Here is a 25,159-nt window from a genome sequence, read left to right on the forward strand (position 1 = left end):
AAGTGAAAGTCTATTACGAAAAGGATGCCGACCTCGGCCTCATTCAGTCCAAGAAAGTCGCTGTCATCGGCTATGGCAGCCAGGGCCATGCGCATGTGCTGAATGCGCGCGACAGTGGCGTGAAGGAGGTCTGCGTCGGCCTGCAGGAGGGCTCAGGCTCACGCAAGAAGACCGAGGCCGAAGGGCTGAAAGTCATGACCCCGGCGGAAGCCACCAAATGGGCCGATATCGTCATGATCCTCATCCCGGATGAGAAGCAGGCCGTGCTCTGGGCCAACGAGATCGAGCCGCATGTGCGCGAAGGCCAGCACATCATGTTCGGCCACGGCTTCAACATTCACTACAACCTGATCCGCCCGCCGGAAGGCGTGGACGTGTCGCTCTCGGCGCCGAAGGGCCCGGGCCACACGCTGCGCGACCAGTACCAGCGCGGCTTTGGCCTGCCGGGACTTGTGGCGATCCATCAGGATGCCACCGGCAGCGCGAAGGATGTCGCGCTCTCATACTCCAAGGCCATCGGCAACACTCGCGCCGGCGTCATCGAGACCTCGTTCCGCGAAGAGACCGAGACCGACCTCTTCGGCGAGCAGGCCGTGCTCTGCGGCGGCATCGTCGAGCTGATCAAGGCCGGCTTCGAGACGCTGGTGGAAGCCGGATACGCGCCGGAGATGGCGTATTTCGAATGCCTGCACGAGACCAAGCTGATCGTCGACCTCATCTATGAGGGCGGCATCGCCAACATGAACTACTCGATCTCCAACACCGCCGAGTTCGGCGAGTATGTCTCCGGCCCGCGCGTCGTGACGTCAGAGACGAAGAAGGAGATGAAGAAGGTGCTGGAAGACATCCAGGACGGCACTTTCGCACGCAACTGGGTGCTGGAGAACCAGGCCGGCGCGCCGGGTTTCCATGCCAAGCGGGCGCGGATGAACGACCACCTCATCGAGGAGGTTGGCGAGAAGCTGCGCGGCATGATGCAATGGGCGCAGAATGACCGCCTCGTCGACAAGTCGCGCAACTAGGTTCGCGGATTTCCTGACCGCCCTGGCTGAGCTGCCGACCGGCTACAGCCAGGGCGACTATTTCGGTGTGCGCTGGGGTGTGACGCTTGAGCGCTCATCAGACGGCCGCCGCGTGAAACTCTATGGCGAAGAGCTTGGCGGTAATGACCATGTCAGCTTCAATCTCTACCGGGCGGGCGGCAAACCGCGCCTGAAGCCGTGCGAGATGCCGGAAGTGAAAGTGGTCGATTTCGTGCTGGGCTTCAGGCCTGAAGCTGAACCCTCATGAACACTTCGTCCACACCCGGCCTGAATTCTGCCTGAATGGCGAATTAAACATCCTTGTGTTGTGCGCGAGCGCCTGCACGGCAATATCTCCATGGCTGACCCAAAGGATGTGACCGGATGAAAACCCTAATTGCTGCTGCCACACTGCCATTCCTCATGGCACCTCTGGCCTTCGCGGAGGGAGATGTGACGCCCGGCCTCTGGTCTTATGAGGCAACCACCGCCCTCGGGCCGATCCCGATGCGCGATCGGGGCACGCATTGTGTCGATCAGGAGATGGCCCGGGCCTCTTATGAGAGCCTGCTCAATGACATCAATCCGAATTGCCGGGTCACGAGCGGCGGCCAGGAGAGCGATGGCTACCATTTCACGCTTCGCTGCACCGGTGGGCCTGACGGTGAACTGACCGGCCGCCTGGTCACAGGGGCATCGGATGCAAACCTCAGTGCCACGGGCTGGACCGGCACAGCAGACAGCCGCGTGCCGGTCATCATCTCCGCGTCCGCGACGAAGCTAAGCCCGTCCTGTTCCTGACACCTTCCTGTATTATCAAAAAACCGGACCCGCTGGCTTGCAAAGCGCCTCACTTGTGGTAGCGCTAACAAGACAATATTTCTAGTATCTGGCGGTCAGCGTTGCGCACAGGACAGGCAGATGAGGACTGTCTGGTGAAGATCGCCTGTCTTCGCTTTGACACCGGTATATGGGCCACATACAGACTTGGGGAACATGGCAAAATTCATACCCGTCGATACATTCGACATCGTCATTTTCGGAGGCACGGGGGACCTGTCGCGGCGCAAGCTGCTGCCGGCGCTCTACCATCGTTTCGTTGACGGGCAGATCCCGGAAGCCTCCCGTATCGTCGGGGTCTCGCGCAGTGAGTTGAGCGATGCAGACTTCCGCAGCCTCGCGCGCGATGCCTGCAAGACGTCCACTGGAGAGGATTTCGATGCGAAAGCCTGGACGCAGTTCGAAAAGCTTCTTTCCTATGCCTGCCTCGACGCAACCAAAGAGGACGCCGACTGGGAGGCGCTGACATCGCGCTTGAGCGATGACGACCGCCCGTCGATATTCTATCTTGCGGTCACGCCGAAAATCTACGTTCCCATTTGCCAGGCCATCGGCAAGGCAGGGCTTGCAAAGGGGGATGCGCGCCTCGTGCTGGAAAAGCCGATCGGAACCGACCTTGAGTCCGCAAAGGCAATCAATGCCGGGGTCGGCGCGGTGTTCAGCGAGGACCGCATCTACCGGATCGATCATTATCTCGGCAAGGAAACCGTCCAGAACCTGCTGGTCCTGCGTTTCGGCAATACACTGTTCGAACCGCTCTGGAACCGCACGGCCATCGATCATATCCAGATCACGGTCGCAGAGGATGTCGGCGTCGGTGACCGGGCAGGCTATTATGACAGTGCCGGTGCGGTCCGCGACATGGTGCAGAACCATCTGCTTCAGCTGCTCTGTCTGATTGCGATGGAACCACCGAACTCCATCGAGGCGGATGAAATCCGTACCGAGAAGATCAAGGTGCTGAACGCGCTGCGGCCTGTCCGCTCCAAATATGCCGGGCGGGACACTGTACGCGCGCAATACGGGCCGGGTACCGTCAATGGAGAGCAGGTTAAAGGCTATCTCGAGGAGCTTGATGAAGGCGAAAGTGGCACCGAGACCTTCGTTGCGCTTAAAGCCTGGGTCGATAACTGGCGCTGGTCGCGGGTGCCGTTCTATCTGCGCACCGGCAAGCGGATGCGCTCTCGCCACTCGGAGATCGTGGTGCAGTTCCGCGAAGCCCCGCATGCGATGTTCGGCGAGGACCAGGCCCATTCCAACCGGCTGATCATTCGTCTGCAACCGGATGAGGGCGTGCAGCTCTATGTCCAGATTAAGGAGCCGGGACCGGGCGGCCTGCGTGTCCAGTCCCTGCCATTGAACCTCTCTTATGCCGAGACGTTTCAGGTGCGTTATCCGGACGCCTATGAGCGTCTGCTGATGGACGTCGTGCGCGGCAATCTCGCCCTCTTCATGCGACGTGAGGAAGTCGAGGAAGCGTGGGAGTGGGTCGACGGGCTGCTGGAAGCCTGGGACGACGCCAAGGTGCCGATGCGCACCTATTCCGCCGGGCTTGAGGATGGCCCGGTCGAGTCCCGCATGTTGCTGCGTGAGGATGACCGCGACTGGTGGAGCAATGGAAAATGACGACCCTTCATCCGAAGATCAAAGAGGTCACAGAGCGTATCGAGGCGCGATCGAAGGATACGCGTGAAGCCTATCTGGAACTGATCCGCGCGCGAAAGCCGGAAGGGTTTGCGCGTGAGAAGCTCGCCGATGGCAATCTCGCCCATGCTTCGGCTGGTTGTGCGGTGATGGACAAGACGCAGCTGCTCGGGGCGAACTGGCCGAATATCGGCGTGATCACTGCCTATAATGACATGCTCTCGGCGCATGCGCCGTATGAGAACTATCCTGAAATCATCCGGGACGAGGCGCGCAAGGCGAACGCGACAGCGCAGGTCGCGGGCGGTGTGCCGGCGATGTGCGACGGGGTCACGCAGGGCCAGCAGGGCATGGAGCTGTCGCTGTTTTCCCGTGATGTGATCGCACTCGCCTCCGGGGTGTCGCTCAGCCACGACATGTTCGACGGCGCACTGCATCTCGGCATCTGCGACAAGATCGTGCCGGGCCTGATGATTGCGGCGCTGCGGTTCGGCTGGCTTCCACACATCTTCGTGCCGGGCGGGCCGATGCCGTCCGGCCTGCCAAACCCGGAAAAGCAGCGCATCCGGCAGGAATATGCGCTGGGCAAGGTCGGGCGTGATGCGCTCCTGAAAGCAGAATCCGAGAGTTATCACAGCCCTGGCACCTGCACCTTCTATGGCACGGCGAATTCCAACCAGATGCTGATGGAAGTGATGGGCCTGCATATGCCGGGCGCGGCTTTCGAGAACCCCGGCACGCCGCTGCGCGAAGCCCTGACACGGGCCGCCGTACGCCGCGTCGTCGAGCTGACGGTGAAGCGGGACTATACGCCGATGGGGGAAATGATCGACGCAAAAAGCTGGGTCAATGCCATGGTCGGCCTAATGGCGACTGGCGGCTCGACAAATCACGCGTTGCATATCCCTGCCATGGCGGCAGCCTCCGGCTACCGGATCGAGCTGGAAGATTTCGAGGATGTAAGCGCCATTACGCCGCTGCTCTGCCGCATCTATCCCAATGGGCCTGCTGATGTGAACCACTTCCAGGCGGCTGGTGGTATGAGCTTCGTCATGCAGGAACTGCTAGACGCCGGGCTGCTCAATGGCGAGGCGCGTGCCCTCATGGGCAAGCTCAGCGACCATGCGAGAGAGCCCTGGCTCGATAATGGCGAGATCGCGTTCCGCGATGCGCCAAAAGAAAGCGGTGACCTCGATATCGTGCGCCCCGTCTCCGATCCGTTCCAGCCCGAAGGTGGCCTGCGTATGCTGGATGGCCCGCTGGGCCGGGGTGTGATCAAGGTCTCTTCGGTCAACCCGGACCGTATGGTGATCGAGGCACCCGCCCGCGTCTTCGATAATCAGGAGGCTTTGAAGGAAGCCTTCAAGGCTGGCGAGCTTGACCGGGATGTGATTACGGTCGTGCGTTTCCAGGGACCAGCGGCGAACGGCATGCCGGAACTCCATGCGCTTTCCCCGGCCCTCGGCGCGTTGCAGGACAAGGGCTACAGGGTCGCGCTGGTCACGGACGGGCGTATGTCCGGGGCGAGCGGCAAGATCCCGGCGGCTATCCATGTCGGGCCGGAAGCTGCGCGCGGCGGTGCACTGGCTCGGGTGCAGGATGGTGACGTGATCCGGCTGGATGCTGAAACCGGCCGTCTCGACATTCAGGTGTCCGAGGACGAATTCGCCGCCAGAGAGCCAGCACAATTCCGCCCGAACATCCGGGGGCAGGGGCTTGGCCGGGAAATGTTCTCGGCTTTCCGCGATAATGCCGGTCGCCCTGAAGCCGGGGGCAGCCTGTTCGATTTCTTCCTGCCCGTGGGAGGATAGAGCGTGGCAGAGTCCATCCTGGTCGGTGATATCGGTGGTACGAATGTGCGCTTTGCCATCGCGCGTCGCGGCTTTGCCGGTCATTCGGTGATCAGCGATGTCTGCGTCATGCCCGGCGATGACTTCGAGACCTTCGATGATGCACTCTCGGTCTATATAGACAAGCTGGGCAATAGCGCCCCGCAGCAGGCCCTGATCGCCCTTGCCGGACCGGTCGATGAAGGCAGCGTCCGGCTGACCAATCGTGACTGGATCGTCGATGAAAAACGGCTGGAAAACCGCGCCAGCCTGAAACGGGTGCGTCTCGTCAATGACTATGCGGCCATGGCCCGCGCCATTCCCGAATTGCCGGAAAGCGACTTTCGGCTTTTGAAGGAAGGCGATGTTGACGACCATTCGCGTGACCCGATCCTTGTCTCCGGGCCGGGCACAGGGCTTGGCATGGCAACACTGATCCCGGTCGGCACACAGGGCTGGAAAGTGCTAACAGGGGAAGGCGGACATGCCGCTTTCGCGCCTGCTAATCGGCGCGAGTGGGCGCTCACCGAAAAACTGCGTGAAACACACGACCACGTCTCGCGTGAGCTCGTGCTGTCAGGCTCGGGCCTGAATGCCGTCCACAAGGCCCTCTGCGAGATCGACGGGGTCAGCTGGGAAGAATTGCGGCCGGGCGAGATCATGACACGTGCTGAGGCAGGCGACAGAATCTGCCGTGACATCTGCGAGATCAGGGCACGCGGTACACTGTTTGCGCTGGGGGATGCCGCCCTGATGAATGGCACGCGGGGCGGCGTTGTCATCACGGGCGGGGTCGCCGAGCGGCTGGAAAACTGGCTGGCAGCGCCGGAAGCCCTGGCCCGCTTCAACGACCGCGGCCCCATGAGCAGCTATATGACGCCCATACCGATCCGCCTCCTGCTGTCCGGTGAGGCAGCACTGGTCGGCGCTGCCGCGCTGCATTTCGATAAAGGGAATCCAGAATGAAGACCATGACCGCCTTCCGGGCCGCGATAGACGCAGCGCCTGTCGTTCCAGTGCTGACGGTGGAGGACGCCGCCCATGCCGAGCCTCTGGCCGAAGCACTGGTGAAAGGCGGCATGACCTCGGCGGAAATCACACTGCGCAGCCCGGCAGCTCTCGATGTCATCCGTATCATGAAGGCCGCGCAGGACAGGCTGCTGGTCGGGGCCGGTACGATCATTTCGGAAGGCGATGTGGATGCCGCGCTCAAGGCGGGCGCGGACTTTCTCGTCACACCGGGCACATCGCCCCTGCTGCTGGATGCACTCGGACGTCACGACGGTGTGATCCTGCCGGGCATCTCGACGGCAAGCGAAGCGATGGCGCGTTTCGATGAGGGCTATGGCGTGCTGAAATTCTTCCCGGCAGAAGCGGCTGGCGGCGCCAAATTTCTGAAGTCGCTGGCCGGCCCGTTGCCGCACATGGACTTCATGCCGACAGGTGGGATCACGCCGGACAATGCTGCCGATTATCTCTCCCTGCCCAATGTCATTGCGGTCGGCGGCTCTTGGATCGCCACGAAAGACGAGATGGCAAGAGGCGACTGGAGTGCGATCACGGAGAAGGCGAAGGCAGCGACCAAGTTGCGGCGGGGAAGCTAGCTTACTCTGGCAGGTCACTGGCCGGCATACGGGCCTCGCGCCGTGTGCTGAATTTCCCTGCGAAAGCGACGATCAGGCAGCTCACGATGATGATTGCCGCACCGGCCCAGAGGGGCCATCCGGGCAGTTCGTCAAAGAAGGCCAGCCCGAAGACAGCACTCCAGATTAGCGCGGTATATTCCAGGGGCGCCAGTTGCTGGGCGGGTGCGCGCGCATAGGCCAGCGTCATGAGATACCAGACCGAGTAACCGAGCATTCCGAGCACGAGGAAAAAGGGAATGGACGCCAGTGCCGGAAATCCGAACAGGCCAACCGTCACGGGCAGCATGGCAATGGCAGGGACGACATTGGTGAACATCGCGATCGTGTCTGCGTCTTCCTTCGTGGCCCGCATCCTGAGCAGGACGAGAACGAAGGCATAACCCACTGTCGAGACGAACAGGGCGATGAGGCCCAGTGGCCGGTTGTCTGCCACAACGGCACTGGCATCCCCGCTGGACCCCCAGACGGCCAGGGCCACGCCACTAAACCCCAGGAAAGCCGCAACGACCGCGACGGGCTTGATCTGTTCGCCTATGACGATGCGGGCCACAGGGGCAACCAGCAGCGCGGCCGTGAAACTGAGCGCGGTGGCTTCCGCCAGGCGAAGCTGTGTCAGGGCGTAGAAGAAGGTGAAGGCGCAGAAGAGTTGCAAAAGCCCGCGCATTGTATGGAAGCGTATTGCGGCATTTGACGGGCGCGGGCGTTTCCTGGCGCGGAAGACGGCAAAAGCGATGATCCCGCCAAACAGGAACCGCCAGGCCAACAGGTGATGCAGGCCTGCACCGGGCGCTACGCCTTTGACGAGCGCATCAATACCGCTGCCCATCGCAATGGCGATGAGTGCAACAAGGACAGGCGCGGCAAGAAAACGGTTCAGCATGGCGCCGAGCCTGTAACCGCTAAGCTGCCTTCCGGCCAGAGATTGTTTGGGCCTGCTATTCCGCTGCCTTTGCGGGACCCAGGCTCTCGCGGACATCGGCGGCGATCTCGTAGGATCTCATGCGTGCTTTCTCGTCGAAGACGCTTGTTGCCAGGATCAATTCATCGGCGCCAGTCTCGCTGACGAACTTGCTGACGCTCTCCTTCACCGTTTCGGGCGAACCGATTGCCGAACAGGAAAGCACCTGATCCAGCATGGTGCGTTCATGCGGCAGGATCTCGTCCTCAAAGCCCGGATCAGGCGGAGCCATTTGTTTTGGTGTCCCTCGGCGCAGGTTGACGAAGGTGCGTCTGAGGGATGTGGCAAGGTGCTGGGCCTCGCCGTCAGTGTCGGCGGCAATCATGTTGAAGCCGAGCATGACATAGGGTTCTTTCAGCTGCTCGGAGGGCTGGAAGGTCTCGCGATAGATCGAGATGGCCTGCTTCATCGCGCCGGGGGCGAAGTGCGATGCGAAGGCATAGGGCAGGCCGAGATGTGCGGCGAGCTGGGCGCCGAACGTTGAGGAGCCGAGAATCCAGAGCGGAACTTTTGTCCCGGCTCCCGGTACGGCCTGAACGCGCTGGCCGGGTTCTGTGTCGTCGAGATAGGCCTGCAGTTCGACAACTTCCTTGGGGAAGCGGTCCTCCCCGCCAATCAGGGTGCGGCGCAGGGCGTGGGCGACGGCCTGATCGCCACCCGGCGCACGGCCAAGGCCGAGGTCGATGCGGCCCGGATAGATTGCGTCCAGCGTCCCGAACTGTTCGGCCACCATGATGGGCGCATGGTTGGGCAGCATGATGCCGCCTGCGCCAAGCCTTATCTTTTCCGTGTCCTGTCCGGCATGAGCGATCATGACGGATGTCGCCGCGCTGGCGATGCCGGGGATGTTGTGATGCTCGGCCAGCCAGTAGCGGTTATAGTCGAGCCTGTCGGCATGGGTAGCGAGGCGGCGGGCACGGGCAAGCGCCTCGCGCGCATCGCTGCCTTCAACGATCGGGGCGAGATCGAGAACGGAAAACGGTATCATGCAAAGCTATTTATGAACGCCGGGACCGAGTCTCAATTCTTCCGCAAAGGAATGCCGTTCAAATTCAGGCCACGACGCGCAGTTTGCCCGTGCAGACTACCTTGTTGCGTCCAGTGTTCTTTGCCCGGTAGAGCATCTCGTCAGCGTCTTCCAGAGCCTTCGCCAATCCATCGTTCTGATGAAGCGCAGCAACGCCGAACGAGGCTGTTACCCGGCCCTTGCGATCCTTGTAAGAGGTCTCGGCCCTTTCAATGCGCTGACGCAGACGCTCACAGACGCTCTCTGCCTGTTCCAGGGTCAGATTGCTCAACAGTATGACGAATTCCTCACCGCCCCAGCGGCCGAGGCGGTCAAATGGCCCGCGCAGTTCGGAATGGCTGAGGCTGGCAATTTCGAGAAGGACGCGGTCCCCGAAACCGTGGCCATACATGTCATTGAACTGCTTGAAATGATCCAGATCGAACAACGCAATCGCAGCCGTGGTCTGGGTGCGGTTCATGCGCATCAGTTCTTCATTGGCAAGCTTCTCGAAGGAGCGTCGGTTGAGGAGGCCGGTCAGCGGATCTGTCGAGGCCAGGGCGTAGAGCGTCGAGTGATAGCAATCCATGCGGTACTGGTTCTGTGCCGCGAGCGCCCCCATCGGAGCGGCGACACAACTCGCGATGACCAGTGTTGTCGTGACAAGTTCGCCTTGATTGGTCGGCACATAGCCGAAGTGTCCAAGAACCACTGCAAAAATGGTTGCCAGTGACAGGGCGGCCGCCAGAACAAATCCAAAGAAGGTCAGGGCGCGGATTGTTGCGCCACGACCTGCATCAAGGAGGCGATACTGCGGTTCCATACGCTCTGGATACCACCAGATTGCGAAAAACCGCGTAACTGCTTCTATTGAATTTTATTGAATTTCAAGGCGTGGGCGTGAGGACCAGTGGCACCCTGGCTTCGCGTGTATCCTGTAGTCCGCTCGGGTCATCTTCGCGTAGGACAAGCGTTGCTTGTGTCGGCTGGGAAACGGAAAACTCGATTTCGGATTCAAATTTTACGGGCTTTTCCGTCATCCATTCGCCCTGAGAACTCGCATAGTGTTCGGTAATCACCTCGCCTTCCGCCGTGACGATTTCCAGCGGGAAGCTGCCCTCGAAGTACCAGGTGCCCGGGACCGATCCGCCAAGCTGAATAGGGCTGGTCACTTCAGCGCCGGGTTGCGGGTTGTCGATAACCATTTCTGCGGGAATGGAGGCCTGAGGGCTTCCTTCCTGCGGTTCTGTCGTTTCCGGTTTGCTGTCTACTTCGGCAGGCGAGCAGGCGGTGAGTGCAAGGGCTGCAGCGCCAAGTCCGGTAAGCATGAAGGCATGGATTGTCATTCGTGATGGCTCCGCTTCTTGCCGATGGGAGTCATGAAACTCAGCTCGTGGCCGTCTGGATCCTTGAGGTGGAAGTAGCGTTCCATCCAGGGCGCATCACGGGGCGCGAAATCGGTTTCGATCCCGGCAGCAGTGATGCGCGCATGAAACGCGTCGACATCTTCAACCTCAAAAATGCCCCGGCCCCAGAATCCGGGCGGGGCGTGGCCGCTCTCTCGCGTCAGGTTAAGTGCCGAAGGACCGGCCCACAGCGTCGAGAAGTCTGCTTCCGGCCCGCCAAAATCGAGCCGGAAACCAAGTGTTTCGTAAAACGCCACGGCGCGGGCCATGTCACGGGTCGACAGGGTGAGTGCACTGATGCCCCTGTGCAGGCTCATAGGCCCGTGCGCTCTGGCAGGCCGAAGCCGCGGGCGCGTTCGCAGGACCATTCATCATCGGCCGCGCAGGCATCCTGCAGATACTGCTTGCCCTTGTCGCGCTCCATCGGGCCACCTTGGCCACGGTACAGCATCGAACCATAGCCGCCGCAACCGGTCTGGTCGCCGAGTTCGCAAGCCTTCTGATAAAGCTTGCGGGCGTGAGGCATGTCTTCATCTCCGCCGACACCCTGAAAGCTCAGATAGGCCTGCTGGCGGCAGCTTTCCGCGTCGCGGCCCTTAAGGCAGGCTTCATTGTAGAGCGAACGGGCAGCGCCATAATCCTGCTGGCTGCCCTTGCCCCGGCGATAGAGGTCAGCGAGCTTGCGGCAGTTGCGGGCCCAGACCGCACGCTGGCGGTCCTTGTCGTTGCAGGCAGTTGAATAGTTCTCGATCGCGTCGTCATACCAGCCTTTTTTCACGGCCCGGTCGGCATAAAGCTCCTTGGCGTCAGGACTGGCGATCTGGTCGCGCCCGAACTGGGCCGACGCTGAGGGCGCAAGCGCGATCGCGGCAATCATGGCGGCCAGCAAGGCGAGAATTCTGGGGGTCATGTTCTGTCTCCGCATCATGCTATACAATAACACATCCAATTAAGGCCATTTTCTGACAAGTGACCTGCTCCAGCCTTGCCAGACCGGGGCAGGAGATGCACCTTCCTCGGGGAACGCAAGAGAAATGGAAAAAGGGGCTCACCAGCATGGCTGCACAGGATCAGAAACCGCTCGGATCGGGCTTCGGGGCGAAATCGACGGCCAGTGAGGTGCTGGAGGGGCACGACCTTACAGGCCTGAAGACCATCGTTACGGGCGGCTATAGCGGCATCGGCCTTGAGATGGTGCGTGCGCTTTCTGGTGCCGGGGCGCAAGTCACAGTGCCTGCGCGCCGACCCGACGCGGCAAAGGAGGCTCTCGCTGAAATGCCGGGTGAAATCACGGTCGCCGCAATGGATCTGGCTGACCTGGAAAGCGTCACGCGGTTTGCCGCTGATTATACCGGCGCGGAAGAGCCGCTGCACATCCTCATCAACAATGCTGGTATCATGGCCTCTCCACTGGACCGTGTCGGGCCGGGCTGGGAGGCGCAGTTCGCGATCAATCATCTCGGCCACATGGCCCTGACGCTGGGACTGGAACCTGCACTCAAGCGCGCTGAAAATGCCCGTGTGGTGGCCCTTTCATCGACTGCGCATATCCTGACAGATGTTCACTGGGACGATCCGCATTTCGAGCAGCACGAATATGACAAGTGGCAGGCTTACGGGCAATCCAAGTCCGCCGATGCCCTTTTCGCCAATGCCCTGAACCGCAAATGGGGTGGCAATGGCTTCCAGGCTTTTTCGGCTCATCCCGGCGGTATCTTCACGGATCTTCAGCGCCATCTTGAGGACGAAGAAATGGTGCAGTTGGGCTGGAAAAACCCGGACGGCACGATCCCCGACCGGGTCAAGGCCATGTTCAAGACGCCAGAGCAGGGCGCATCGACAGCGATATGGGCGGCCACATCGCCCAAGCTCGAAGCGCGTGGCGGGGAATATTGCGAGGATTGTGACATTGCCCAGCTGGCCGACGAGAATAGCCAGCGCTGGCAGCATGCGCGCGAATGGATCACCGATGAAGCAAAGGCCGATCGTCTCTGGAAGATGAGTGAGAAAATGCTCGCAGAGGCCTGAACAGGAGGTTTCGGCATGTCTGGACCATCGAGGCTTGAGACCCACCCCGTTCACCTGGGAAAGAAGGGAAAGGCGGAGATCGAGCCAGAATTCTCCGGCGACATGGAATGGTACATGGCCTATGGCGCACGCCATGCTGATGACGGCCCGGATGGGCGGCTGGTCTCCATGCATACGTTCCGTGAAAGCTGGGATAGCTGGGAAGTCCATCCACGGGGCCACGAAGTCGTGCTGTGCACGTCCGGACAGATGCGGCTGATCCAGGAGCATCCAGACGGACGTACTACGAAAGCGACGATCGGGCCTGGCGAATATATTATCAATGCGCCCGGCGTCTGGCATACTGCCGACGTGCTTGAAGCGCCCGCCACGGCGGTTTTCATCACCGCCGGTGAAGGTACAGACCACAGGCCGCGCTGAGGCAGGGCCGCATACAAGGGCTTCAGGCCCGAGGGAGACCGGAATGAGAAGACACATCATGGTGGCAGCTGCGCCGCTTCTAATGCTTGCCGCCTGTAGTTCCATGCAGGAAAGCGACCTGCCTGAGGCCACCGTGCCTGCCCCGCCCATGATGGGAACCGCAAATGTCTCAGACGCGCAGATCAATGAGGCCATCGTCAATCCAGAGCGTCCTGAAACCGATGTGGAACGCGACGAGCTGCGCAAGCCCGCAGCGGTGCTGAGCTATATGGAGCTGATGCCGGGCGATACGCTGCTCGAAATGGAGGCGGGTGACGGCTACTTTACCGAGATTTTCTCCCACTATCTCGGTCCGCAGGGAGAGCTTTACATGCAGAACCCGGCGGCCTTCGACTCTTTCCTTGGCGATGCGCCAGCAAAGCGCCTCGAGCGTCTGGAGAATGTCGAATATGTCCGTTCCAATTTTGACGACATCCCGCTTGATGATGCCTCTGTGGATGTCGTGACCTGGTTTCAGGGGCCGCATGAGCTCTGGTACACACCGGAAAGCGGGGCGATGCTGGTCGGCAATCCGCAAGCGTCCTTCCCGGAAATCAAACGTGTCCTGAAGCCTGGCGGCAGCTTCATCGTGATCGACCATGCTGCGCCCAGCGGGGCGCCCGCGTCGACCGGCGGGGACACGCACCGCATAGACCCGCAGATTGTGCGCGATCTCGCCCGTGAAGCCGGTTTCGTTCTCATTTCGGAGAATGATCTTTACGACAATCCGGACGATGATCTCGATGCAAGCGTGTTCGACGAGGCGGTGCGAGGCAAAACCGACCAGTTCATGATGAAATTCGAGAAGCCGATAAACCAGCCGCCGGAACGCCGCGCGGCTGCACTCCCGCCGACACCTGAGTGATGTCCTTGACGGACCCGTGCGGCTGATGGAGAGGAGCGGCGATGCAGACTGAGAAACGTCACGTTCCCGCCGCGCGCTCGCGCCAGGCCCTCTGGCTTGGCCTCGCCTTTGGCGGGGCCGTGATCGTCCTTTTCGTTCTCGGCAAGACCGGCGTCATCGGCTCGCTGGAAGCCTTCATCACCCAGATGCAGCAGCTGACAGACACGCCTTGGGCGCTGCCAGCCGTGATCGCGCTGTTCACGGCTGGCGCATTCGTCGGCATACCGCAGTTTGCACTCATCGGGGCGGCCGTTGTCGCCTTCGGGCCGCTCTATGGCGCGATATATTCCTGGCTGGCGTACATGGTGTCCGGCTCGGTGACATTCTGGCTCGGCCGCTTCAGCGGGCAGGCGGCCGTGGCGCGCTTTTCCGGCAAGCGCGGAGAACGCTTCACCCGTTTCGTGAACCGCAATGCCTTCGCCGCGAGCCTTATCGTGCGCAATGTGCCAACAGGCCCGTTCCTGATCGTGAACATGGCATTCGGCGCGGTACGGGCGAACTTTCCCGGCTTTGTCGCAGGCATGGCTATCGGCATTGTTCCCAAGATCCTGCTGGTCGCTTTTGCAGGCCAGAGCCTGACAGCCGCGATGCGTGGATCCCCTCTGATTGCCGCCGGGCTGGCGCTCATTGCAGCGATCATTTTTGGCGGTGTCTGGCTGTTTGCCCGTCACAGGCATCAGACCGGCAAAGTTATTGCGCCATTTCAGGGTAAACCGGTTGACAGCGACGCCGATAACGCAGATTAGTCGCGTTATGCGCAAGAACCTGCCCCATATCAGGCTGCTAAGCCTGCTCCTTACCGGCCCCTGGCCGGTCGCCGCCGGGTCCTGACATCCGGCGCCTGGCCAGGGGACACGTTGAGCTTCGTATTTCCTAACGTTTCCAGCAGGCCAGTATCCGATGAGTGACAATAACCGCATCCTGATTTTCGACACCACAATGCGTGACGGCGAGCAGTCGCCCGGCGCTTCCATGACCCATGCCGAGAAGCTCGAGCTTGCAGATGTGCTTGAAACAATGGGGGTCGACATTATCGAGGCAGGCTTCCCGGCTTCTTCGATAGGCGATTTCGAGGCCGTGCGTGAGATTGCGCGCCGCTCCAGATCCTCCACCATCTGCGGGTTGTCACGGGCGACCGAAAAGGATATCGACCGCTGTGGCGAGGCTGTGCGCGAGGCCGCCCGTCCACGCATCCACACCTTCATCTCCACCAGCCCCGTTCATATGAAGCACAAGCTCCAGATGGGGCCGAATGCCGTGCTGGAGGCCGTTGGCCGCTCGGTCGCCCAGGCGCGCAATCTCGTCGATGATGTCGAGTGGAGCGCGGAAGATGCCACACGGACAGAGTTCGACTTTCTCTGCAAATGTATCGACGCGGCGATCCATGCCGGGGCCACCACGATCAATGTGCCCGATACGGTCGGCTACACCCACCCTGACGAGTATGGCGCATTGATCCGGTCCCTGCGTGAGACGATCCCGAATTCCGACAAGGTGATCTGGTCGACGCATTGCCACAATGACCTCGGGCTTGCGGTCGCCAACTCGATTGCCGGCGCGCAGAATGGTGCGCGTCAGATTGAGTGCACCATAAACGGACTCGGGGAACGGGCCGGCAATGCGGCGCTTGAAGAGATCGTCATGGCGTTCAAGGTGCGCGGTGACTCCCTGCCTTTCGAGACGGGGGTGGATTCAACGCGGATTGCACGCGCCAGCCAGATGGTGAGCCGTATCACTGGCTTTCCCATCCAGTATAACAAGGCCATCGTCGGCAAGAACGCTTTCGCCCATGAAAGCGGGATTCATCAGGATGGGATGCTGAAGAATACCGAGACCTACGAGATCATGAAGCCGGAAGATGTCGGCGTCTCGAAAAGCTCGCTTGTCATGGGCAAGCTGTCGGGCCGCAATGCCTTTCGCGACAAGGTAGGCTCGCTTGGCTATGAGCTCGATCCGGATTCGCTGGATGAAGCCTTCCGCCGTTTCAAGGCGCTGGCCGACAAGAAGAAACAAATCTTCGACGACGACATACTGGCGCTGATAGATGACCAGCTCTCGGCGATTGGCGAACGCGTCGCTTTTCGCAGCCTTCGGGTCATTGCGGGGTCTGAAGGACCGCAGACGGCCGACCTCGCCGTGCTTGTCGATGGCAATGAGGCGTCCACCAGCTGCGAGGGCAATGGCCCGGTTGATGCCGTGTTCAACGCGATCCGCCAGATCGTCGACCATGATGCCAGGCTCGACCTCTATCAGGTCCACGCGGTTACTGGGGGCACCGATGCCCAGGCCGAGGTCAGCGTGCGTCTCAACGGCGAAGGGATCATGGCGGTCGGGCGGGCCTCCGACCCCGATACGCTCGTGGCCAGCGCCAAGGCCTATATCTATGCGCTGAACAAACTTGAAGCCCGTCGCATGAAGCGGATGGCGGCCTGAGAACGTTTCGTTTTAGAAACAATTAACCAAAAAATGAGGGGGCGGGCTGAAGAGCCCGCCATTATTATGGTTTGGTAAGGCGGAACGGTTCGTTCCGCCTACGGTCAGTGTCGGCCTTGCGTTTGATGCGGGGAAACGGCATGGAGGGAGTGGGCTGATGAGAATCAGGTAAAGGCATGCGGTAGTCAGGGGTCTGCCGCAACAGACAAAAAGCGGCAAGATAATATGATCGGTAGCCTTCTCGGCATGCTTTCCACGGACATGGCCATCGACCTCGGGACAGCGAATACGCTCGTCTACGTCAAGGGTCAGGGTATCAAGCTCGATGAGCCCTCGGTGGTATCATACATGAACCAGGGTGGGCGTAAGGTCGTCTACGCTGTCGGTAACCAGGCCAAGCAGATGCTTGGTAAGACTCCGCTCAACATGGAAGCCATCCGGCCCATGCGTGACGGCGTTATTGCCGACTTCGAGGTGGCCGAGGAAATGATCAAGCACTTCATCCGGAAAGTGCATAATCGCCGCGCCTTTGTGTCCCCTCTCATCATTATCTGCGTGCCGAGCTCCGCCACGAACGTCGAGCGCCGCGCGATCCACCAGTCCGCCCTTGCCGCGGGCGCCCGTGATGTGCAGCTGATCGAGGAACCCATGGCGGCCGCGATTGGTGCAGGTCTCCCGATCGAGGAGCCTGCCGGGTCCATGGTTGTCGACATTGGCGGCGGTACGACGGAAGTGGCTGTGCTCTCTCTCGGCGGTATTGTCTATTCGCGTTCGGTCCGTGTCGGCGGCGACAAGATGGATCACGCCATCATCAACTATCTGCGCAAGAACCGTCAGATCATGATTGGTGAAATGTCGGCCGAACGGATCAAGCACGAAATTGGTTCAGCCAAGGCCCCGGAAAACGGCGAAGGTCTGACTGTGACGGTCCGTGGCCGGAGCTCTATCGACGGCGTGCCAAACGAGGTTGAAGTGACCGAGGCCATGATGGCTGAAGCTGTCGCCGACCCGGTGAATGACATTGTCGATGCGATCCGCCTGGCACTGGAGGCCATGGCGCCGGAGCTTGCCGCAGACATCGTGGACCGTGGTATTGTCCTGACAGGCGGCGGCGCGCTCCTGCGCAATCTTGATGTTGTCATCCGCGAGCAGGCCCAGCTGCCCGTCATGGTTGCCGATGATCCGCTGAAATGCGTCGCCCATGGCTGTGGTTACGTGCTTGAGCACATGGTGCGCATGAAAAACGTGCTGTCACCGGAAGTCTGATCCGCAGTCCTGCTGACTCGGCAGTTGCAGACAGGTGCGGATCGTCTCAGGATTAGATCTGTGGTCGGAGGCCGGAAGGGACGTCCATGGTCCGTATGAGAGGAAAGCGACTTAAAGGCCGCCCATTGAGGCGATACGCCCTTTTTGTTGCCCTCGCCGGCCTTTTCGCCATTCTGCTGCTCCAGACATCGCCACGTCTCCGCGCCATGGTCGACCCGGCCCGGACAATGGCGGCCGACCAGCTGGCAAGTTCCGCCCGGCCGGGGCTGTGGGATCGCATCACCGGCCGCTCGGCGCGGGAGGAACGCATCCGCGAACTTGAAGCAGAAGTTCGCGAGCTGACCCGTTACAGACAGGTCGCGATCTCCATGGCCGCAAGGCTTGAGTCCTATGAGGACATGCTCAACATGATGGGGGAGCCGCCCGTGCGCGGTGTCACCGCCCGTACGACGTCTGAGACGAATGGCCCGTTCCGCGAGGCAATCCTCGTGAATGCCGGCGCGCTTCAGGGTGTGGAAGAGGGGGCCTACGCAGAAAATGAAGGCGGTCTTGTCGGGCGTGTCGTCCAGCTTGGCGAGCGCTCATCGCGCGTGCTCCTGGTGACAGACTTCAACTCGCGTGTGCCAGTCGTCGGCGAAGCCAGTGGTATGCGCGCCATCGTCTACGGTGACCGCGATGATCTCGGCACGCTCACCGACATGCCGGAGAAGGGGAGCTTCATCGAAGGCGAGCGTGTCCTGACTTCGGGCGATGGAGGTGTTTTTCCGCGCGGTATTGTAGTGGGTGAAATTGTCGAGCGCAGTGGCGACCAGCGTGTCGATTTCAGCATGACGCGGGCCACGGGCGGGTTCGTCCGCCTGATGCCATCGACAAAGATTCCGAAGCCGGAAGCCTATCCGATCGAGCCCTATGTTCCTGAAGATGACGAGGCGACAGAAACCGCTGCGTCGGAAGAGGGCGATGATCCTTCTGGCAATCCGGGAGGACGTTGAGCGATGGCGAGGCAGAAGTCCGATAGCCGCCCTTCCGGATTTGGCCGTATCTGGGCTGAAGCGGGACCAACAAGCCGCCTCCTGGCGGGCACTGTGCTTGTCATAGCGATCGGGCTGGTCGGTCTTACGCCGAAGAGCGTGTTCGGGACGGAGCTTATCTGGCCTTATGCTGCCCTCATTGCCGCCATGGGCTGGGGGCGCAGCGGGCTTGCCTTCCGGCCGATGATCGTCCTGATGCTGCTTGGTGTCGTGCAGGACGTGACGGCCTATGCGCCGCTCGGCTGTTTCGGCTTTATCAACCTGACAGCATTCGGAATGAGTGCCTTGATCCATTACCATTTCGACCGTGACAGGTCGCCGATCATTACCACGCTGTCGCCAATCCTTGTCTATGCTGCCGGTTTTGCGCTTGTCTGGCTGTTCGCGAGCTTCAACAGCAATCACATGGTCCAGCTTTCGCCATTGGTAAGCGCGTATGCTGTCACCTACGCGCTACACATCGTGATCGCCCCTGTATTTGACCTTGGCCGCCGGGCCGGCACAATGGCTGGAACACTGTCATGAGCAAACAGAACGACTTTGAAGAGAGTATCGACCGGCGGACCGTCACGGCAGGCCTTGCCGGGGGACTTATGTTCTCCGGCCTTGTCGCGCGGCTCGCACAGCTTCAGCTGGTCGAAGGCAAGAGATACCAGAAGATCGCCGATGAAAACGGCGTAAAGCTCGAACTCGCGCCGCCGGAGCGGGGCAATATCGTTGACCGGTTCGGCCTGCCGCTGGCGTCACAACGCCAGGCCGGTCGTGTGTCTATCGTGCGCGAACAGGCCGACGATCTGGAAGCGTCTCTTCGTGAAGTGGCAAGGCATATCGACCTGCCGGAGGAGGAGCAGAGACGCATCGTCCAGCAGGCGCGCCAGCAGGCCTCCTTCCAGTCGACCATCGTGAAAAGCGAACTTTCCTATGATGACTTCGCGCGTATGTCGCTTCTGGCGGCCGAAATTCCCGGTGTGCATGTCGATATGGCCTCAACGCGTTCCTATCCGCGCGGCCGTGATGTCGCTCATGTTCTGGGATATGTCGCCAAGGCCAGCGGCGATGACCTGGCCCGCCTGACGGATGGAAAGAGCCAGGAAGAGGCCAAGCTCCTGCGGACCCTGTTCCGCCACCCCGACATGCGGACAGGCCGGTCCGGCGTGGAGCGCTATGCTGAAAAGTGGCTGCGCGGGGAGCCAGGGTTTCGCAAGCTGGAAACCAACGCTGCGGGGCGTGTCATCCGGGAACTCGACAGTGACGATCTCGCGCCAGTGCCCGGGCGCGATATCGGGCTGACGATCGATGCTGAACTCCAGCGCGCTGCGATTGACCGGTTCGGGGAAGAAAGCGGGGCGGCCGTCGTGCTCGATATTGAAACGGGCGCGATCCTCGCTTTCGTCTCGACCCCGGCTTTCGATCCGAATGATTTCGTCAACGGCATTTCCTATTCTGACTATAATGCCTTGCGGGAGAATGACCGCTCACCGCTTTACCACAAGGCCTATGACGGCACCTATCCGCCGGGCTCGACGTTCAAGATGGTGGTGGCGACCGCAGCGATCGAGAGCGGTATCGATCCGAACATGCACGTTTACTGCCCCGGCCACTACCGCTTCGGGAACCGGACATGGCATTGCTGGAAGCGTGGTGGTCATGGCTCCGTGGACCTTCACTGGGCGCTCAAGGGCAGTTGCGACACCTATTTCTACGAGATCGCCAAGCGAACGGGCGTGGAAAAGATCGCTGAAGTGTCCAAGCGGTTCGGCTTTGGGCAGCGCTGGGAACTCGGCATGACCGGCGGCCGCAGCGGCACGGTGCCGAACGATGAGTGGAAGCGCAAGGCGCTCGGAGAGCCGTGGTATCAGGGCGAGACGCTCAATTACGGCATCGGGCAGGGCTATCTCTCGGCGAGCCCGCTCCAGCTGGCTGTCATGTCGGCCCGAATCGCGGCCCGCGGACGCCTGATCGAGCCATATATCATTGGGGATGGCCCGCGGCCGAACGAGCCGATTCCCTATGCCGAACCGCTGGATCCTGAAATCATGGATGTCATGAAGGCGGGGATGTACGGCGTGACGTCGGAAACGGGAGGCACGGCCTGGCGTTCCGGGGACCTGGGGCTTGGCGGCCCGAGACTGGCCGGCAAGACAGGCACAGCGCAGGTGCGCCGGATCTCTGCGGCTGAGCGGCGTAGTGGTATCCTGAAGGGCGAGGACATTGCCCGCAAACTGCGCGACCATGCCCTGTTTGTCGCCTATGCGCCGGCTGATGATCCCAAATATGCGATTTCCGTTGTGGTCGAGCACGGTGAAGGCGGTTCCAGTACGGCCGCGCCAGTTGCACGCGACATTCTCGCGGCCGCGATCCGCCGGGATTCCCGACGTGCGGCACGCTGGCAGACAGCCTCTGTTGCGCCATCGGTTTCGACAAAACGGAGCGCGCCCTGATGGCCCGGGCTGCGCGTGCCTCGAATATACGTTTTGAAGACCGCACTTTCGCTGGCACGCTGGGTGAACTGCCCTGGGGGCTGATCCTGCTCCTGATCAGCATGGCGCTGATCGGCACGGCTGCGCTCTACAGCTCTACATACACCAATCCGGCCGAATCCGCTCTGCCAGCCCGGCATGCCATCCGCTTTGTCGTGGCTTTGGGCATCATGTTTGTCATCGCGCTCGTGCCCGTTAAGATCTGGCTGAGGGCGGCCTGGCCAGCCTATTTCGTGACGCTCGCCATGCTGGTCGGTGTGGAGCTTTTCGGCGTGAGTGGCGGCGGCGCGCAGCGCTGGCTGCCGCTCGGCCCGGTCAATGTACAGCCGTCGGAGTTCATGAAGCTGGCACTCACCCTGGCGCTGGCCCGCTATTACCACAACAACCTGACAAGCGATTCGGGGCGGTTCTTCATTCACCTGCCTGCACTGTTCATGATCCTCATCCCCGCCGCGCTGATCTTCAAGCAACCGGATTTCGGCACCACGCTTGCCCTGTTCGCATCCGGTAGTGTCCTGATCTATCTCGCGGGCCTCTATTATCGTGTCATTGCTGCGGTGGCCGTGACGGGCCTGGTCAGTATCTGGCCGGTCTACCAGTTCGTCCTGGAAGACTATCAGCGCGAGCGTGTCGACACTTTTCTGGCGCAGCTGACAGGCCAGGCAGTGAACACGTTGGATGACGGGTACCAGATCGAACAGGCCAAGATCGCCATTGGCTCAGGCGGCTGGCAGGGCAGGGGCTTCATGGAAGGGATCCAGGCCCAGCTCGACTATATCCCCGAACAGCATACCGACTTTATCCTGACAGTCATTGCCGAGGAGTTCGGGTTCCTGGGGGCCACGGGCCTGCTGGTGATCTGGGCGATCATCCTCGTCTGGGGGATGGTTATCGCGCGGGGCTCGTCGAGCCTGTTCGGCCGGTTTGCCGCAGCCGGCTGTGTGGCGACGGTGGGGTTCTTCATCCTGTTCAACGTGGCCATGGTGCTCGGCCTTGTGCCAGTGGTGGGTGTGCCCTTGCCGCTGGTCTCGTATGGCGGCACAGTGATGTTCACGACGATGGCCTGTTTCGGCATCATCATGTCGGTGCACCTGGGGCGGGATGAAAGGTTGAATGCGCAGGGGGTGATTTAACCCCTATTGCGGCAGATGCGTTGACGTCTGTCCCACGATATATACTGTCCCGCGAAAATCATTTCCTGGAGGGAGCAAAATATGGAAATTGGCCGCAAGACTGAGACCTGGGGCTCGAAATTCGGCTTCATCATGGCCGCAGTGGGCTCTTCGGTGGGCCTCGGCAATTTCTGGCGTTTCCCGTACACCGCCGGCGAAAATGGCGGCGGGGCGTTCATCGTGATCTATCTCGTTTCGGTGGCCTTTGTCGGCCTGCCGTTGCTGATGGCGGAATACTCCATGGGCCGCAAATCCGGCATGTCGGCCATTGAGGGTGTGCAGTCGCTCGCCCGTGCCGAGGGCAAGAGCCTCAACTGGGGCATCGTCGGCTGGGTCGGCACGCTGACGGCGACCTTCATTCTCAGTTTTTACCTTGTGATTTCGGCCTGGCTGATGGCTTTCACGTTCCAGGCGCTTGGCGGTAACTTTACCGGCATGGATGCTGCGAGCTCGGGCACCAATTTCAACAACACGATCGGCCAGGGTGAGCACCCACTGGTTTCCAAATGGTACATGCTGCTTCTGCTCGGCATCTTTATTGCCGCAAACATCTTCGTCGTGGGGCGCGGTGTGAAAGGCGGTATTGAACGTGCTGCCACCATCCTCATGCCGGCTTTCTTCATCATGCTGGTCGTGGTCGTCGGTTTCGCACTGACAACCGGAGACGGTGCCGCGGCTGCAGAATTTCTCCTTACGCCGAAATGGGGGGATGTCGGCTTCAACACCTTCCTTGAAGCCATCGGCCAGGCCTTCTTCTCCATTGGTATCGGTGTCGGCCTGATGATCACCTATGGTGCCTACCTGTCGCGCCAGACGAACATCCCTCAATCTTCCGGCATCGTGGCCGGGTCCGATACGCTGGTTGCGATGGTCGCAGGCTTCGCGATCTTCCCGATCGTCTTTGCCGTCGGCCTTGACCCGGCCGGCGGGCCGAGCCTGTTCTTTGTCTCCATGCCGGTTGCCTTCGGTTCCATTCCGGGCGGCGGTTTCATGGCCATCATTTTCTTCGGTCTTGCGCTGTTCGCGGCCTTCACCTCGTCGATCTCCCTCATGGAGGTGTCGGTCTCATGGCTTGAGGAACGCCAGGGCGTGACCAGGTTCGGGGCCGCGCTCGGCATGGGCGTGATCCTCTTCCTGGTCGGTTCGGCTTATGTCTTCGGGCCGGAATACCTGGACTTCATGGACTTCGTGACGGGCAACCTGCTGCTGCCGCTCGGCGGCCTTCTGGCGGTTATCTTTGCCGGTTGGGTGCTCTCACGTGACATGCTGACGACAGAAATCGGCGAAGGCACGATCATGAATGTCTGGCGTTTCCTGATGCGCTGGTTCGTGCCGGCGTTCCTCGGTTTCGTCCTGTTCTTCGGCTTTTTCGACAAGATCCAGGAACAATACAATGTTCCGCTGCCCGGTTTCATGACCATGCTTCTCGGTCCGAACGCAGAGCTGCCTGCGGGGGAGTAGGGCAGACCCGGATTTCCGGCTGGATGGCTTGATCGTCCAGCCGGAACTCTAATTGCCTTCAGAAGCAATATCCTTGCTCATCTTAAGCCACTTACTGCCTGCTTTTTCATCGCCTGCTGCGAGAAATATCTGGCCTATATTGTGAGCCTGAGTGGAGCGCTCACTGGCTGACAGGCTTTTGTCAGATACAAGCGGTATAAGCATCATGGCCGCGTTGGTATGTTCACCCAGTTCCACATAGATGGCAGCGCGGAGCTTTCTTACAGCCTGTCGCTCATAGCAGTTGAGCTCGGAGGAAAAGAGCGTATCTGACAGGGCAAGCGCCTCTTGCGGGTCATGCTCCTGTAGAAGCGCCGTTTCCGCTTCTAGATAGATCGCTCCATTCTTGCTGCTGAAGCTGTTTACAGTGCAGGCCTGGGCTTCCGCACACAGTCCGGCGAAAGCAAACGTCGACAGGGTAATGAAGTGCTTCATTTGAGTCTCCCTATTTATGATATAGTATCACATTACACGAACATCATATAATATCAACTCCCAATTGAGTGGGCTTACAATCATTAATAGAGCAGATTAGCCGTAGCTTTTCGCAAAGGTTCGCGTGGCGCGGATGAGCTGATCGACGATGCCGCTGTCGAGGCTCGAGTGGCCCGCATCGCCGACAATGTGCAACTTCACGTCCGGCCAGACCTTGGACAGCGCCCATGCGGTCGCCAGCGGTGTGACGACATCATAGCGCCCGTGCACAATCACGCCGGGAATGCCCTTGAGCTTTTCCTTTGCCTGCTTGAGCAGCCAGCCATCTTCGGGGAAGAAGCCCTTGTTGACGAAGTAGTGGCACTCGATGCGGGCGAAGGCGTCGGCAAAATCGTCTTCCTGGAACTTGGCCGGGCGTGAGGATGGGCCCTGGATGGAGATTGTCTCGCCTTCCCAGCAGGCCCAGGCCTTTGCTGCCTCGATACGGGTCTTGCGGTCATCGCCGGTCAGGCGCTTGTGGAAGGCGTTAAGCAGGTCTCCGCGTTCTTCTTCCGGAATGGGGGCGACATAGCGGTCATAGGCATCCGGGAAGATGCGGCTTGCCCCGTCCTGGTAGAACCACTGAATCTCGGCCTCTGTGATCATGAAGATGCCGCGCAGGATCAGGCCAACGACGCGCTCGGTGTGAGTCACCGCATAGGAAAGCGACAGCGTCGAGCCCCATGAGCCGCCGAACACGACCCATTTGTCGATGCCCAGATGCTCGCGGATGACTTCCATGTCGCTGACAAGCGCCCAGGTGTCATTCTCGCGCAGCTCTGAATGCGGCCGGGAGTTACCGCAGCCGCGCTGGTCGAACAGGATAATGCGGTAGAGTTCGGGGTCGAAGAAGCGCCGCATTTCGGGGCTTGAGCCACCGCCCGGCCCGCCATGCACGCCAATGACGGGCAGGCCGTCCGGATTGCCCGACTCTTCCCAGTAGATTTCATGCAGGTCTGATACTTTCAGACGGCCGGTTCTCTTGGCTTCGATAGGTGGGTAAAGTTTGAGCATAGTCTAACCTGTTCACGCCCTCTTCATGTGTTGTCATTCTTTATGTG

26 protein-coding genes are annotated in these 25,159 nt (G+C 60.7%); 18 read left to right on the forward strand and 8 right to left on the reverse strand.

What is annotated here, in order from left to right; all coding sequences use genetic code 11:
- The first annotated feature begins 2 nt into the window (after positions 1-2).
- From ilvC to eda, 7 genes are all read left to right on the forward strand, one after another.
- Complete coding sequence (gene ilvC / locus Q1K31_RS01440; RefSeq protein ID WP_300375936.1) at positions 3-1,022, forward strand: ketol-acid reductoisomerase; 1,020 nt, start codon at positions 3-5, stop codon at positions 1,020-1,022.
- Entirely contained in the window at positions 991-1,290 is a 300-nt protein-coding gene (locus Q1K31_RS01445; protein WP_300375938.1) for a hypothetical protein, read from the forward strand. The genes ilvC and Q1K31_RS01445 overlap by 32 nt, the downstream gene beginning before the upstream one ends.
- A gap of 116 nt (positions 1,291-1,406) precedes the next feature.
- Entirely contained in the window at positions 1,407-1,823 is a 417-nt protein-coding gene (locus Q1K31_RS01450) for a DUF3617 family protein (protein ID WP_300375940.1), read from the forward strand.
- A 195-nt stretch (positions 1,824-2,018) separates the two neighbouring features.
- On the forward strand, positions 2,019-3,488 hold the full coding sequence (zwf, locus tag Q1K31_RS01455; protein ID WP_300375942.1) for a glucose-6-phosphate dehydrogenase: 1,470 nt from the start codon (positions 2,019-2,021) through the stop codon (positions 3,486-3,488).
- Positions 3,485-5,317: a phosphogluconate dehydratase gene (gene edd / locus Q1K31_RS01460; protein ID WP_300375944.1), complete on the forward strand. Its 1,833-nt coding sequence runs from the start codon at positions 3,485-3,487 to the stop codon at positions 5,315-5,317. Before zwf ends, edd begins: the two co-directional genes overlap by 4 nt.
- Before the next feature lie 3 nt (positions 5,318-5,320).
- Positions 5,321-6,301 (forward strand): glucokinase, encoded by a 981-nt coding sequence (locus Q1K31_RS01465; RefSeq protein WP_300375946.1) that lies wholly within the window; start codon positions 5,321-5,323, stop codon positions 6,299-6,301.
- On the forward strand, positions 6,298-6,939 hold the full coding sequence (gene eda, locus Q1K31_RS01470; RefSeq protein WP_300375948.1) for a bifunctional 4-hydroxy-2-oxoglutarate aldolase/2-dehydro-3-deoxy-phosphogluconate aldolase: 642 nt from the start codon (positions 6,298-6,300) through the stop codon (positions 6,937-6,939). The genes Q1K31_RS01465 and eda overlap by 4 nt, the downstream gene beginning before the upstream one ends.
- A 1-nt stretch (position 6,940) precedes the next feature.
- Here eda and Q1K31_RS01475 read toward each other — a convergent pair whose 3' ends face one another.
- From Q1K31_RS01475 to Q1K31_RS01500, 6 genes are all read right to left on the reverse strand, one after another.
- Positions 6,941-7,861 (reverse strand): DMT family transporter, encoded by a 921-nt coding sequence (locus Q1K31_RS01475; RefSeq protein WP_300375950.1) that lies wholly within the window; start codon positions 7,859-7,861, stop codon positions 6,941-6,943.
- A gap of 55 nt (positions 7,862-7,916) precedes the next feature.
- The gene (locus Q1K31_RS01480; RefSeq protein ID WP_300375952.1) at positions 7,917-8,927 is read right to left on the reverse strand and encodes an LLM class flavin-dependent oxidoreductase; all 1,011 of its coding nucleotides are present in this window, start codon (positions 8,925-8,927) and stop codon (positions 7,917-7,919) included.
- Positions 8,928-8,991: 64 nt separating this feature from the next.
- Positions 8,992-9,768 carry a GGDEF domain-containing protein gene (locus Q1K31_RS01485; protein WP_300375954.1) on the reverse strand — a complete coding sequence of 259 codons (777 nt, stop codon included), beginning with the start codon at positions 9,766-9,768 and terminating at the stop codon, positions 8,992-8,994.
- Positions 9,769-9,832: 64 nt separating this feature from the next.
- Entirely contained in the window at positions 9,833-10,291 is a 459-nt protein-coding gene (locus Q1K31_RS01490; protein ID WP_300375956.1) for a Gmad2 immunoglobulin-like domain-containing protein, read from the reverse strand.
- Positions 10,288-10,668, reverse strand: a complete 381-nt coding sequence (locus tag Q1K31_RS01495; protein WP_300375958.1) for a VOC family protein — start codon at positions 10,666-10,668, stop codon at positions 10,288-10,290. The genes Q1K31_RS01490 and Q1K31_RS01495 overlap by 4 nt, the downstream gene beginning before the upstream one ends.
- Positions 10,665-11,261: a tetratricopeptide repeat protein gene (locus Q1K31_RS01500; RefSeq protein ID WP_300375960.1), complete on the reverse strand. Its 597-nt coding sequence runs from the start codon at positions 11,259-11,261 to the stop codon at positions 10,665-10,667. Before Q1K31_RS01500 ends, Q1K31_RS01495 begins: the two co-directional genes overlap by 4 nt.
- A 146-nt stretch (positions 11,262-11,407) precedes the next feature.
- On the opposite strand from Q1K31_RS01500, the gene Q1K31_RS01505 reads away from it, so the two are divergent.
- From Q1K31_RS01505 to Q1K31_RS01555, 11 genes are all read left to right on the forward strand, one after another.
- A complete protein-coding gene (locus Q1K31_RS01505) occupies positions 11,408-12,379 on the forward strand; it encodes an oxidoreductase (protein ID WP_300375962.1) in 972 nt (323 codons plus the stop codon).
- A 15-nt stretch (positions 12,380-12,394) separates the two neighbouring features.
- Positions 12,395-12,799: a cupin gene (locus Q1K31_RS01510; protein WP_300375964.1), complete on the forward strand. Its 405-nt coding sequence runs from the start codon at positions 12,395-12,397 to the stop codon at positions 12,797-12,799.
- Between the two features lie 43 nt (positions 12,800-12,842).
- The gene (locus tag Q1K31_RS01515; RefSeq protein WP_300375965.1) at positions 12,843-13,703 is read left to right on the forward strand and encodes a methyltransferase domain-containing protein; all 861 of its coding nucleotides are present in this window, start codon (positions 12,843-12,845) and stop codon (positions 13,701-13,703) included.
- 41 nt (positions 13,704-13,744) lie between these two features.
- Positions 13,745-14,488: a VTT domain-containing protein gene (locus Q1K31_RS01520; RefSeq protein ID WP_300375966.1), complete on the forward strand. Its 744-nt coding sequence runs from the start codon at positions 13,745-13,747 to the stop codon at positions 14,486-14,488.
- Between the two features lie 154 nt (positions 14,489-14,642).
- Positions 14,643-16,175, forward strand: coding sequence for a 2-isopropylmalate synthase (locus Q1K31_RS01525; protein ID WP_300375968.1), 1,533 nt, complete (start codon positions 14,643-14,645; stop codon positions 16,173-16,175).
- A 225-nt stretch (positions 16,176-16,400) separates the two neighbouring features.
- A complete protein-coding gene (locus tag Q1K31_RS01530; RefSeq protein ID WP_300375970.1) occupies positions 16,401-17,441 on the forward strand; it encodes a rod shape-determining protein in 1,041 nt (346 codons plus the stop codon).
- Between the two features lie 86 nt (positions 17,442-17,527).
- A complete protein-coding gene (gene mreC / locus Q1K31_RS01535; protein WP_300375972.1) occupies positions 17,528-18,433 on the forward strand; it encodes a rod shape-determining protein MreC in 906 nt (301 codons plus the stop codon).
- A 3-nt stretch (positions 18,434-18,436) separates the two neighbouring features.
- On the forward strand, positions 18,437-18,997 hold the full coding sequence (locus Q1K31_RS01540) for a hypothetical protein (protein WP_300375974.1): 561 nt from the start codon (positions 18,437-18,439) through the stop codon (positions 18,995-18,997).
- Positions 18,994-20,913, forward strand: a complete 1,920-nt coding sequence (gene mrdA / locus Q1K31_RS01545) for a penicillin-binding protein 2 (RefSeq protein WP_300375976.1) — start codon at positions 18,994-18,996, stop codon at positions 20,911-20,913. Before Q1K31_RS01540 ends, mrdA begins: the two co-directional genes overlap by 4 nt.
- On the forward strand, positions 20,913-22,085 hold the full coding sequence (gene rodA / locus Q1K31_RS01550; RefSeq protein ID WP_300375978.1) for a rod shape-determining protein RodA: 1,173 nt from the start codon (positions 20,913-20,915) through the stop codon (positions 22,083-22,085). The genes mrdA and rodA overlap by 1 nt, the downstream gene beginning before the upstream one ends.
- An 81-nt stretch (positions 22,086-22,166) precedes the next feature.
- Positions 22,167-23,585, forward strand: coding sequence for a sodium-dependent transporter (locus Q1K31_RS01555; protein WP_300375980.1), 1,419 nt, complete (start codon positions 22,167-22,169; stop codon positions 23,583-23,585).
- Positions 23,586-23,633: 48 nt separating this feature from the next.
- On the opposite strand, the gene Q1K31_RS01560 is transcribed toward Q1K31_RS01555, so the two are convergent.
- Together Q1K31_RS01560 and pip are read right to left on the reverse strand one after the other, a co-directional pair.
- Positions 23,634-24,059 carry a hypothetical protein gene (locus Q1K31_RS01560; protein WP_300375982.1) on the reverse strand — a complete coding sequence of 142 codons (426 nt, stop codon included), beginning with the start codon at positions 24,057-24,059 and terminating at the stop codon, positions 23,634-23,636.
- A gap of 96 nt (positions 24,060-24,155) precedes the next feature.
- Positions 24,156-25,112 (reverse strand): prolyl aminopeptidase, encoded by a 957-nt coding sequence (gene pip / locus Q1K31_RS01565; RefSeq protein WP_300375984.1) that lies wholly within the window; start codon positions 25,110-25,112, stop codon positions 24,156-24,158.
- Positions 25,113-25,159: the final 47 nt, after the last annotated feature.

Source organism: Henriciella sp. (assembly GCF_029936995.1).
In the GTDB taxonomy this organism is placed as follows: domain Bacteria; phylum Pseudomonadota; class Alphaproteobacteria; order Caulobacterales; family Hyphomonadaceae; genus Henriciella.